Raw genomic sequence first — 13,099 nt, 5'->3', positions numbered from 1 at the left:
CATTTCTTTTTAAAATCCAAGATTTAGTGATACAGTATATTGTTTAGCAATTGGGTAAGCAACACCACCTGCTCTGAAAAATTCTGGATCTTGTCCGTTAAGGTTATCGTCAGAATATATTAAGAAAGGGTTTGTTGACTGAAATGTCATCTTAAGGTTGTTTAACCCTATTGCATCAATTGTCTTTTTTGGGAAAGTATAGGATAAAGAAATATTCTTCATTCTAATAAAATCACCATCAGCAATTCTCTCTGTAGAGAAGTTATATGCGTTATATGCTCGGGCAATTTCATTGGTTCCTACTTCGTTAATTAACCTTCGTGAAGGGATCACAGGAATGTTAGTTGTGTTTTCGTCTCCAGGGAATAACCATCTGTTTCTAAACTCTGTAGGGAAAACGGATAAATCACTATATGTAGAAGTGTAATAAGGGTCTAATCGAATTTTATTTCCGGCAGAAAAAGTTACGAAGAAACTAAGATCCCAATTCTTATAGGTAAAGTTGTTAGCAAATCCACCAGTTAAATTAGGCTCTACAGATCCCTCAAACTTAAGATAATCTTGTATGTCTTCTACCTCTTGGAAGTCAACTCCAGAAATAGGATCTCTATCATCACTAAAAACATAAGTTGGTAATCCTCTTTCGTCTAACTTATCAAATTGAAAAGAAAATAATGACCCTCTAGGAAAACCAACTGCGTTACCTCCTGTAGATGATACCAAATCAAAAACATTAGGTCTTTGTTGTAACTCAGTAATTTCTTGATCAAAATAAGCAACATTAATGGTTGTACCCCATTTAAAGTTAGGAGTAACTATATTTTGTGTGTTTAATTGAAATTCTACTCCATTTGTATTCATAGATGCATTGTTAGCCAATTTAATTGATTGTCCACCAATACCAGAAGTTCTGATTTCATCAATTAAATCTTCACCTTTTCTAAAATACACATCAGCTACAAGAGAAATTCTATTGTCAAAAAAACCAGCATCTAATCCAAGGTTAAGTTCAAAAGTCTTTTCCCAGGTTAATTCTGTGTTTTGTAATGCAGCAATATTAATTGCATTTTCTCGTGTATTAGGATTTAATCGATCTGTAACTACATTTCTAAAAACGGGTAAATTATTACTTACATTATCAGCAAGTAAACCAACAAGTCCATAACTAGGACGGATAGCTAATTTTGATATCCAATCAATATCCTGAATGAATTGTTCTTGATCAATGTTCCATTTAGCACCTACATTATAGGTAGGTAACCATCTTGCGCTAGAAGATTTACCAGCTCTGTTAGAACCTTCGTAGTTTCCTGTTACATTTAGGATGTATTTTTCATCAAATGCATAGGTTGCAGTAGCAAAGAAAGTAGCTCCGCGTTCTCTGGTTTGTTCTAAACCAAAATAATCACCACCATCTAATATAATCTTATCAATTATATCTGGATCTGTGAAAGGAACTCCACCTTTATCAAATTGATAACCAAATCCTCTACTAATACTTTCTTCTCTATTAGTAAACCTAAATTCTTGACCTAAGTATACTCTAATATCACTTTTTTCGCTAATATTAGTATTGAAATCTAATGTGTTTCTGAAATTGTAAGTGATAATTTTATTATCTCTTCTGGTGTATATACCACCAAAAGGAAGTACTACCTGTGGTCTGGAGTTAGGCCTGTCAGGATCTTGAAATAAGAAGGTATTTTGATCTTCTACAATAGTTGTTTCGTTAGCTCTGTAAGCAGCCGCAACGTTAGAGTTTTCTGTAGCTTTATGTTCATTTGCAGCAGTAGCATATCTTGCAGTACCAAGGAAATTATATTTTAATTTCTCATTAATTTTTGCTTCAAACTCACCTTGAATCTTTAAATCAAGAACGGTTAATTCTGTGGTGTTATTCTCAATCTCATTTAAGATGTTAAATGGAGCCCAGTTATATCTAAAAAACTCAAGATTACCTTGGTTATCTCTTGGTCTAAGCGCACGACTAGTATTAAGTGCATAACTAAAAGGGTTAATGTCAAAGTCCCTGTCAAATCCTCCATTTACTACATCAGATAATCTATCAAATGCACCTGGTGCATTTTGATCTCTATATGATCCTTGAATAAGAGTAGTTACTTTATATTTTTCTCCCAGGTAGTATGTGTTTCTAATATTACCAGTAAGCCTTCGTACACGATCTGCTATAGTAAGTCCAGGATCAGTAAAGTAACCAATAGATGAATAATGAGATGAGCTTTCACCACCACCAGAGAAACTTATAGAATGATTTTGTGTTAAGTTTTCTCTAAAAAGTGTTTTAAACCAATCCGTATTTGCTAATTCATATTGTTGTAAGAATCTAGCTCTTGCTTCTGGAGTATTAGTAAGGGCAAAAGAATTTGTTTCAGGGTTAAATGTATTAATTGCTCTATACATTTGATTATAAATACCTCCAAATCTACCTTGCAAGCTGGATGCTAGATTTAAAAAACCTTTTGATTCCAATTCTCTATAAATAGAAACAGTCTCTTGAGAATTAAGTAAATCATACTGACCGTAAGTTGGTCTCGCTCTTACTGCATATTCTGCAGAATAGCTAACCTTTGTTTTTTGATTTCTTTTACCAGATTTTGTAGTTATTACAACAACACCATTTAGCGCTCGTGCACCATAAAGAGCCGTTGCAGAAGCATCTTTTAATATTTCTATACTTGCAATGTCTGATCCATTTAATCCAGCTACTGCAGAACTTAATAATGTACTAGAATCTCCAGATACTAAATCGTTTAAAGATACATTTACGATTTCCTCTTGTATCGCACCGTCAATAATCCAGATTGGTTTTGTATCCCCTAAGATAGAAGAAGACCCTCGTATGGTTATTCTTGGAGTAGCACCAAAAGTACCTGTTACATTTTGTATTGATACACCGGCAGCTCTTCCTTCTAATGATCTAGAAATATCAGGAACACCTTCAAGTTTGATTTCTTCTGCTTTTAAAGATTGTGAAGCACCAGTAAAGAATTTTTTTCTAATATTTTGGTATCCTGTGATTACAATTTCTTCAAGGCCTTCTACTCCTTTGGATAGTACAATATTATAAGTCGTTTTATTTTTATCAGTAATTGCGATTGTTTGATTTTCGAAACCTAAACTTTCGATTTTTAACACATCTGCAACAGAAACACGAATTGTGAAATTTCCGTCAAAATCAGCAACCACTCCTCTTGTAGTACCTTCAATAGATATCGTAGTTCCAGGAACGGGTAGTCCATCGGGATCAATTACTTGCCCACTAATTTCAAAACCTTTTTGCGGTTTAACAAAAGCAATTTGTGGTTTTTTAGGAACATTATTCGTATTAATTAGTTTTTTTATTAATACAATTTGTTTATCAATTATTTTGTAAGATACATCAGTGTTTTTAAAGATTTTATCCAAAATGTATTCTACTCTTTTGTTAGATACTTTAAGAGATATCTTACGTTTGGTATTTACTTCTGCGTCTTTAAAAAATACTTTAAATTCTGTTTTTTGTTGTATCAAATCAAATACATTCTCAATTGTGAAATTTTTTACATCCAAGCTAATCTTAGTGTTTTGAGAATATGTATTTGCATTTATTCTAAAGAGAGACAGTATAATTAGTAGAACTGTTAGTCTCATTTTTAAATTAAATATTAATTTTACCGCACCAATTTTGCGGTTCTGTTTAATTTTTTTCATATTTTTAATATGATTTAATGATTGAACCATTGTTAAATTAAGCTTACTCTAAAATCGAGAGATGTTGCAGCATTTCTCGATTTTTATTTTTTATGGTTGATTTCTTGCCATATTTTGTTTTTAGGGGTTAATAATTATTTCATTTCCTTTGATGCGATAATTGAAGAATGTATTGCTTTTAAAAGTCTTTAATACATCTTCAACATTCTCAACATCAAAGCGACCAGTGAATTTTTCCGTTTTAATATTTTGGTAGTTGATTGTTATTTTTTTATCGTAAAATCTTTCAAGTTTTTTCATTACAGTTTCAAAACTCTCACTTTTGAATAATAATATCCCATCTACCCAAGCGATATAATTTTCTGTTTTAACATTGGAGATGTTTAAACTCTGACTTGATTTTGATAAACTAGCTTTTTGATTTGGGGATAAGATCTTATCTGTATTCTTATCAAACCTGTTTTTGTCCTTGAATACTCCTACACTACCTTCAACTAAAACAACTTCAGAAAAAGAATCATCTGCATAAGAAGAAACATTAAACTTTGTTCCCAGAACTTCAGTTCTAATGCCATTGGTAGAAACAATAAAAGGATCTTTTTCATTTCTGGCTACTTCAAAATAGGCTTCTCCTGATAGATCTACTTCACGTATTTGACCACTCAGGAATTTTGAAGGGAATTTTAAAGTAGAACCTGCATTAACATGAACAGTGGTACCGTCTGATAAAACTAATTGGATTTTTTTTCCGTAAGGAACTCTTAATGTGTTTATCACTACTTTTTCTTCAGAAGTAGCATTATTACCTTCGTTATTATAAACGATTTTGTTTTTTTCTTGGAACGCTAATATGGTTCCGTCTTCATTTTTAATTTCCTTAAACAATTCGTTATCCTGTAAGGTCTCAATACTTCCATCACCTTGTTGTAATGTTACTTCGGTAATGATCTCATTTTCATTAGAAATGTTTTTATTATATAAAAAAGTACCCCCTAATATTAAACCAATAAAGACAGCGGCATATTTTAAATAATTATTGTTTCTATTTTTGTTAGTTTTAGTAAGAGATTTTGTATTTTGTATATGTTTTTGGAATAGTGAAGAAGCTTTTTGACTATCAAAGTCATTTTTACTCAATTGTATATAATGATCGGTGACAATATATTTCTTAAATAAATTAAGATTTTTTTCATCTTTTAATAACGTTTCGAGCTCTATGATTTCACTCTCAGTCATTTCATTATTTAAGTATTTTATAATTTGATTTGTATCCAAATCCTTATTATTTTTCATGCGAATTATTGGCTTATTTATAGTTAAGACTTCAAAAAAATAAAAAACCCTTACTCTTGGAACTATTTTTTTTATTATTTATGTAAAGTTTTTGTTAATTGTTTCGGAATTGGGGTTAAAAATGGGTTAAAAAAGGATTGCTATAGAGAACAAAACTCAAATAGAAGAACTTAGGAAAGGGAACGAATTTGTATATAGGCGTTTATATGAAATGTACTATAACGAGCTGTGTGCCTATGTTTTTAGTTTATCAAGAGATAAACAGCAAGCTGAAGATATTGTACAGAACGTAATGCTTAAGATATGGAAGAATAAAGAAAAACTAAATATTAATACTTCTATTAAAAGTTATTTGTATAAATCTTGTTACTATGAATTGATTGATAGCTATAAGAAAAATAAAAAAGAACTGAATTATATAGAGCGAGTACAAAAAGAAGCTCTGGATTTTTTTATAGAAGAAGATAATGATTTTATTAATAATAGAATACGTTGTGTTAATATTGAAATAGAAAAACTTCCACCCAAATGCAAAGAAATCTTTGTATTGAATAAAGTACAAGGTTTTAAATATAAAGAAGTAGCAGAGCAACTAGGTATTTCTGTTAAAACAGTAGAAGCTCAAATGTCAAAGGCGATGTCTAGAATTAAAGAGGCGTTAGACGCTTTATAATATTTTGCTATAAAATTTTAAACTTATTTTCTTAATGCATATAACCCAAAAATTGGACCTATGCTTAAAAATAGATAAAGCATGGTATTGTCTATTTTTCCTGTTAAGAAGGATAATAGTTGAATGCTTAATATAGTAATTGCAAATCCAATACAATTGGTAATAGTAAGTCCTGTGCCTTTTAGTTCTGGTGGTGCAGCTGCTGCTACCATTGTAGAAAACTGAGGAGAATCAGAAATGACCAACATACTCCAAATGCTTAATGCAGTTAAGAATAACTCTGGAGGTAATTTAAAAAGCAGGGGAGAGGCAATACAAAATACTCCTGATATCAATAGCGAATTATAAGCAACTTTTCTGCTTCCGGTTTTTAAAGAAACAAGTCCTCCAAGAATACAAGAAATAGCTCCAATTCCTATAATTATAAATGACCAAAAGGATACTTGAAGTTGGATTGATTGAAGATCACTATAGGTTTTAAGAATGATAGGTATAAACCCCCAAAAAGCATATAGTTCCCACATATGACCAAAATACCCAAAAGCAGCTTTTCTAAAACTGGGAATTCCAAAAAGTTGAGTCACTATACCCAGTTGAAGTTTAGAAACTAATTTTCTATAGGGTCCATCGGGAACCAAAAACCACATTGAAAGTCCTCCCGTAAAAGCCAATATTGATGTACTTATAATAACTGCCTTATAATCACTGCTCCAAGAAAATTCATTGATTAAATGAGGAAATGCAGTTCCGAGAACTAATGCCCCAACGATATATCCTAATGCTCTTCCCAAACCATCCTTATAATAATCAGAGGCTATTTTCATACCTATAGGATATATCCCTGCGAGAAAAAAACCTGTTCCAAATCTGGCAGTCAATAAATTAAATACTGTAATATTAGGTATCAATAATGATAGATTTGACAAACCTCCCAAAAAAGCACAGATCATAAATATTCGAGATGGAGAAAAACGATCTGCAAGTGTTAGTAATGCAAAAGTAAGAGTGCCTATTATAAAACCAAATTGTACAAAAGACAGAAGATATCCTAAAATATTAAACTCTGCATTAAATTGTGTAGCAAGGTCATCAATAACAGCATTCCCGGCAAACCATAAGGAGGTACAAAAAAATTGAGAAATTATAATAACCGGGAGTATGTAAAATTTTGGTTTCAAAAAAACATAGGTTTTAATACATAAAATTGAAATAAAGGCTTTTATAAAAGATTTCTACTTTTCATAAGTAGAGAAATCAATAGATTTTAGCCAATAATACTAATTAATTGGGGTAAAAATATATGTTTTACATTACAAATGTACTTTCATTAAAGTACATGCTGATGTGATTTAAAAAGAGGTTTCTATTCCTATACAATTATTCCACCAACAGAATAGTGCCAAATACATCAGCATTAATCCAACCTAAGTTTTTTTCCTCACCTGGGATAAAAACCGAACCAATAAAATTTTCTCGTTCCTTACTACCATCATTATCATTATAGGCTATAGCAAATCCCAATTGTTGATCTTTCTTTAAAATTACAGGGTCATTGACTTTCCCTTCCTCATAAGTATCATCATAGACAATCATTTCAAATTCCCAAACTGAAACATCACCTTTGGTAACTCTTTTGGTAGTTACATGATTGTTATAGAGCAGCGGTTTCTTATCTTTTCCTAAGTCAACTACATTACCATCGAGAGCAACATGATATGCAAAAGCATTATTTGAAAATTGGTGATTACCTCCAGAATTGTCAGCATCAATAAATATTTCTACACAATCATCATCCCACCATAATGTTAATGGATCTTTATTTTGATCGTATAATTTATTGTCTTTGATTTCGACCAAAATATATAGTGCTTCTGGTGTCCAGACCATTTTATAGCGTCCAAAAAAATCATCAACAGTATAGTCTTCGCCTAACCATTTTTGATCCAATCCATACCAAATGACTTCTTTCCAAACGGGATCGTCCATATTTCCATCTAATTTAGGAACGATTGTAGCTTTTTTTACTTCTCTGATCTGATGATTTTTTTTAGTTGTCGTTTTTAATGTATCTTCTTGATCGGTTACAGCAAGTTGATTATTGGTTTTATCTGTAGTTTCTTTTCTACAAGCTACTAATGATAAGATAAGGTAAAGAAAAAATATTTTTTTCATGGTAAGAATTTAGTGTGGTAATAAAAGCTAAAAGTAATAAACATAATTTAAAAAGCGGTTGCTACTTCATTAAAAGTAACAACCGCTTGTCTGTTTATAACATAAATGCTATAATAAAATATATAATTTTTTAGCTTATTATTGTTTAATAGCTTTTACTTGACCAATTGTATTTTTATCAAGAGAAATGGTATAAAAATATATTCCTTGTTGGTCGGTTACACCGTTTTTAATATCAATAATTTGATTACCTGCTTGGGTTTCTTGATGATATAGTGTTTTTGTTTGTCCTAATATATTCGAAACTGTAACTTGTAGCAATCCTTGGTTTTCGGTTGTTACATATAATTTGGTTTGATCTGTAATAGGATTAGGAGAAATAGTTGCTTTATTAAAATTTTCTAGAGAATCTATTTTGTTTGTTGTTAGAAGTTGTGCTGCATTGCTTGTGGGGCAGTCGGTTGTACAATTTGCAGACCAGTTTCCATTTCTTTTCCCGTTTGTACTCCCGGTAACTCTAAACCATCCATTTATTCCTCTTGTTAAATCAACTGTTTGTTGGCCACTACCATTATTAAATACTACTCCAATATCATTGGTTGAAACACCGCTAGGAATAGTAAATGTATTACTAGACCATGAGGTACCACTGATATTACTCATTGATCGGCCGGGCCATCCCGGTGTACCTGTTAAAGTTTGATTGTTAGACTTATTGTAGAGATAAATTCTAGCAGTATTTCCCCATCCATCACCAGGTTTTAGGAAGTTAAGTGTTACAGAGGATGATGAATCTCCACCAGAGCCGCTACTAGAACAATTGCTTGGACAATTGTTAGACCATGTATTACCTCTATACCATCCATTGGTACTTCTTGATAAGTCATCGGTTTGGTTATTTCCATCATTAAAGATCACTCTTAGATTTGCAGCAGAAACGCCAGAAGGAGGAGTTACTGTAAATGAATACCAGCTTGTTCCTGATATATTGGTCATTTGTTGTCCAGGCCACCCACTGGTTCCAGGTAAAGTAGTGTTATTTCCTGCATCAAAGAAATATGCATTTACTGTATTATTCCAACCATTAGGTTTAAAGAAATTAACAGTATAAGGTGCGACTGTATCTCCACCTCCGGTATCGCCACCTTTAGTCCACACTGCATAATCTGTACCTGATGTTTTAAGAGTCCAACCACTGCCGTTTGGAGACCAGTTTCCATTTCCTAGTTTCATTGCTAGTGTTCCTGATTTTCCATCAATATATGCAGCATATAGATTACCACGTGCCTCTGCTATATTTATAGTAGATCCCGAATGTACTCGAACGCTTTTTCTTGCAGAGATTAAGTTTTTGATGGCATTTCTTACTCCCGAACCACCATCTATAAAATGAGTCCAGAATACCATTGGATTACCTGGATGGGTTAAAATATATGCATATCCTTTTCTAAGATTAGTTTCTCCTCCCGGAAAAACATAATTAGAGCCACAGCACTGCTGAGCAAACCCTGTATCATGGTTGTCTAGAAATGTTACAGATTTTGATGGATTTATGCCAATCATTCCTGATGGTTTTCCTTGTCCATCCCTTAAATAAGAAAGGTTATTATCTCTAATAGCATTTTGTAAACTTACTTTGGTATTAAAATCAAAGGCAGATGAGGATTGCTGTGTTCTATTCACAAAATTATTTGTCTGGACTCTACTACTTTCTAATAATTCTCCAACTGCAAAATATGGATTTGTAGCGTCATTATATTCTTTGTTATAAATAGGATCATATCCATGAACAAAATCATACCTCCAACCATCAAAACCGATATCATTTTTTAGGAATCTCATCCATTTAATGATTTCTGCTCTTACTGCAGGATTTTTATGATCAAGATCTCTTGCTGCAGCAAAAGCACCATTAGAACCATCAGATTTAAGACTAAATCCAGGTACGAAATCACCATTGATACTAAACTCTACAGGGCCATTAACAAAATTTCTTCCTTCGTCATCAGCAGTGATATAAAATGTTGGCCATGCTGGATTTGTAAATGTTACCGCATCATTGGTACCAACTCTATGATTGATTACAATATCACTTATTACTTTAATATCTAAAGAATGATATTGATTAATTAGATTTTTTAATTGTGTCTCTGTTCCATATGCACTATTGAGGTTGTTTAATTCTCTGGGTAAATATCCTTGAGGAGCTGCAGAGTTACTTGGAGGTGGCATCCATATGAGGTCAATGCCTGCATCGTTGATAGTATTTCTATTTTGTGATACAACATCATACCAGGTTTGCCCTGCTGGTTGGTTCTGTACATTCCAGTCAAATGCTTGAAATAATACGTCTTCATCTTGCGCTTGGATACCTAGAAATGGTAAACAAAAAACTAGAGTTAATAGAAAAAGATTTACATTTTTAATTTTCATTTTGCAATTTTTTAATTCAATTAAGAATAATTAGCGTTTAAAAAAATTTGTGTTATCCCGAAATACAGCAAGTATTTCAAGTAAAATATCTAATCATCTTCAGAAATAATTATGTATATATTTATCTATAGTTAAGAAAATGATATAGTTAGGGTAATAACTAATCATGCGTATATTGGGTTTTATTTCGAAAAGAAAACTTTTGATGTTATCTATGAATAATAAAAACTATACCGGTATAAAAAAATACATTATCATAAAGAAGATAAGAATCAGAATGGTGTATTATTTGTTGGTTTTATATGTTAGATAAAACGCAAAAAAAAATCTGATTTTTCGTTGGAGGAGAAGGTGATTTCATAATTAGTAGTTTTTTATTAATAAAAGTGTTTCTTGTGTTAAACTTTCACTAAGTTATTGTGAAATATTCAATTTATTAGATTGATAAATCTACTACAACGTTTTCGTGTTGATAAATTGATGATATTTTGAGAATTATATGGTGAGAATTGTAAAATAACCTATGAAAGTTATGGTGAAATAAAGATTTGATACTTCATTTCAGAATGAAACAAAAAAAGATGAAGTGTCTACTTTTGTATGCTACAAATATTAATTTTATGAACTCGATAGCACTTATTTTACTAAATCTTTCTGAAACAAGAAGAAGGAGTCTTAAACTTTGGAATGGGATTCCAGAAAAATATTTTAATTGGAAACCAGATAAAGAAGCTTTTACTATTATTGAAATGATAAGGCATGTATTAGAATGTGAACACTTATTTCATACCATTATCAAGAATAGAGGTAATTTAGGAGATTATGAATCCCCTTGGAGCGAATTAAAATACATAGATTTACAATATGAACTTAAGATAGCCGAACAATATCGAAGCAGTTTCCTTGATATGATAGAAAACCTTACCGAATTAGATCTTGAAAATATAAGAATAGAAAGAACAGAGGTTGGACAAAGTAAAAAACTTGGAGATTATTTAAATCGAATCGTATTTCATGAAGCGGTGCATATGGGGCAAATGTTAGATTATTTAAGAACCTTGGGAGTTGAGCGACCTAAGATTTGGGATTGAAATTATCAAATGTTTTTTATAAATAGTATTGTAATAGTGTACTTGTAATGATAGAAAAGTTTGAATACAAATTTACTCAGATTGCTTCTTTGTTAGGAGATAAATCTCGTTCTGTTATGCTTTGGTGTCTATTAGATGGAAGAGCTTATACGGCAATGGAATTATCTATTTGCGCAGATATTTCTGCACAATCTGCTAGTAATCATTTAAAAAAACTCATAGAGGCTAATTTACTTCAGGTTGAAAAACAGGGACGACATAGATACTATAGGTATGCTAACGCAGAAGTAGCCCAAGTAATTGAGTCTATGGCAGGTTTAGTGCCTTTGGAAGATAAATACGAGAGAACTAAAAAACCAAAACATAATGACATTACATATGCCAGAACTTGTTATGATCATTTGGCAGGTGAAATAGGTGTTAAGGTCACAGATGCATTACTGAAAAATGGAATCTTAGAGATTGAAGCAAAAATATATAGGGTAACCAGAATAGGAAAAAAATGGTTTCAAGATTTGAGTATTGATGTCGATTCATTACAACTACAAAAACGCTCTTTTGCTCACCCATGTTTGGATTGGAGTGAACGAAGACATCATCTCGCAGGTGCTCTGGGATCTTCTCTGCTAACAACCATGTTACATAATGATTGGATTAGAAGAAAGAAAGATTCAAGAGAGGTTGTTGTTACTGCAAAAGGTGAAATAGAGTTGAAAGCAAGATTGAATATAGAATTATAAGTGTTTTTTTAATTTTTTCTGAACAGTTGTCCATCCTTCAAATGGATAATAATTTGATAACCTTTAGGTTTTGATCTTCATTCATGCATAAATTATTTTAGTGAAACTAACTTAAATAATATATATCATGAAAAATGAATTAAAACTTGTCTTGTTATTTGTTTCATTATCTCTGTTTTTTACCAGTTGCGATAAGTCAGATGACAATCAAACCCCAGAATCTATTGGATTAGAAATTCAAGATGAAAACGTGTTTACAGGAAAAAAAGATATCGATGGTCATATCATTTCCTATAAAGTAGAGTCTAAAGAAGAGCTTACTTTTAATGTAGAAGTGACTATCGATAAAAATACCTTGTCTGCTTCTGTGGCTTATGGTGATGAAACTATAGATTTTGATGGAAACGATGTTGTATTAACTCATAAACAAAAAGAAATTCTATTAATGCTGGGAGAAGAGATTTCTCTCTTTTTATTTAAGGATAAATCTGCTGATAATTTTACAATGGCAGAGTATACATTATTAAGATTATTAGAATATTGGGCTAAATCTCCTAGTAATTATAAATACTCAAAAGTAAAAGTAAAATTTCCAAAAAATGTTATGACAGATTTAAAGAGTAGAAATGAGGGAGTTACTTGTATTAGAAAAAATACTGTTGTTACTGCAAATTATGATGATGATCGTGGTGATGTAAATGAAAACATATTGGTTAATGGAGATCGTTGTATTGGTAGATGCGGTTCTGGATGTCCGGGAACTTTTACAATAGCAAGTGCATGGACTAAAGATTGTTTGGATCATGATCGTTGCGGACGTGTAAATGGAGGAAGTACAAATCCTTTTGATAGAGAATGTGGTGATGAATATTTTGAAGCTGCAGATGATTATTTATTTGGAGTGATAAGAGGGTGCAGGGGATAGATGTCTTTTAGTTTAAATCATTATCCCCCTTGTAATAAGGCAAAAGGGGATAATGATTACT

9 protein-coding genes are annotated in these 13,099 nt (G+C 31.7%); 4 read left to right on the top strand and 5 right to left on the bottom strand.

The window, feature by feature from the left end; translation table 11 throughout:
- Positions 1–9: 9 nt before the first annotated feature.
- Both DK442_RS16175 and DK442_RS16170 read right to left on the bottom strand, forming a co-directional pair.
- Complete coding sequence (locus tag DK442_RS16175) at positions 10–3,711, bottom strand: SusC/RagA family TonB-linked outer membrane protein (protein ID WP_235010975.1); 3,702 nt, start codon at positions 3,709–3,711, stop codon at positions 10–12.
- A 120-nt stretch (positions 3,712–3,831) separates the two neighbouring features.
- Entirely contained in the window at positions 3,832–5,004 is a 1,173-nt protein-coding gene (locus DK442_RS16170; protein WP_109436931.1) for a FecR family protein, read from the bottom strand.
- 136 nt (positions 5,005–5,140) lie between these two features.
- Here DK442_RS16170 and DK442_RS16165 point away from each other — a divergent pair, with 136 nt between their 5' ends.
- Positions 5,141–5,677, top strand: a complete 537-nt coding sequence (locus DK442_RS16165) for an RNA polymerase sigma-70 factor (RefSeq protein WP_333968549.1) — start codon at positions 5,141–5,143, stop codon at positions 5,675–5,677.
- A 23-nt stretch (positions 5,678–5,700) separates the two neighbouring features.
- Here the strand turns inward: DK442_RS16165 and DK442_RS16160 are convergent, their stop codons facing one another.
- The 3 genes from DK442_RS16160 to DK442_RS16150 all read right to left on the bottom strand — a co-directional run bounded on the left by DK442_RS16160 (position 5,701) and on the right by DK442_RS16150 (position 10,282).
- The gene (locus DK442_RS16160; RefSeq protein WP_109436929.1) at positions 5,701–6,855 is read right to left on the bottom strand and encodes an MFS transporter; all 1,155 of its coding nucleotides are present in this window, start codon (positions 6,853–6,855) and stop codon (positions 5,701–5,703) included.
- A 199-nt stretch (positions 6,856–7,054) separates the two neighbouring features.
- Positions 7,055–7,849: a sugar-binding protein gene (locus tag DK442_RS16155; RefSeq protein WP_109436928.1), complete on the bottom strand. Its 795-nt coding sequence runs from the start codon at positions 7,847–7,849 to the stop codon at positions 7,055–7,057.
- A gap of 138 nt (positions 7,850–7,987) precedes the next feature.
- On the bottom strand, positions 7,988–10,282 hold the full coding sequence (locus DK442_RS16150; protein ID WP_109436927.1) for a starch-binding protein: 2,295 nt from the start codon (positions 10,280–10,282) through the stop codon (positions 7,988–7,990).
- 620 nt (positions 10,283–10,902) lie between these two features.
- Between DK442_RS16150 and DK442_RS16145 the strand changes: the two genes are divergently transcribed.
- The 3 genes from DK442_RS16145 (at position 10,903) to DK442_RS16135 (ending at position 13,038) form a co-directional block, all read left to right on the top strand.
- The gene (locus DK442_RS16145; protein WP_109436926.1) at positions 10,903–11,373 is read left to right on the top strand and encodes a DinB family protein; all 471 of its coding nucleotides are present in this window, start codon (positions 10,903–10,905) and stop codon (positions 11,371–11,373) included.
- Positions 11,374–11,420: 47 nt separating this feature from the next.
- On the top strand, positions 11,421–12,113 hold the full coding sequence (locus DK442_RS16140; protein WP_109436925.1) for a helix-turn-helix transcriptional regulator: 693 nt from the start codon (positions 11,421–11,423) through the stop codon (positions 12,111–12,113).
- Between the two features lie 127 nt (positions 12,114–12,240).
- A complete protein-coding gene (locus DK442_RS16135; protein WP_109436924.1) occupies positions 12,241–13,038 on the top strand; it encodes a hypothetical protein in 798 nt (265 codons plus the stop codon).
- The last annotated feature ends 61 nt before the right edge of the window (positions 13,039–13,099 follow it).

The sequence above is a fragment of the Aquimarina sp. AU119 genome (genome assembly GCF_900312735.1).
GTDB lineage: Bacteria > Bacteroidota > Bacteroidia > Flavobacteriales > Flavobacteriaceae > Aquimarina > Aquimarina algiphila.
This window is presented reverse-complemented; position numbering and strand designations above follow the sequence as displayed.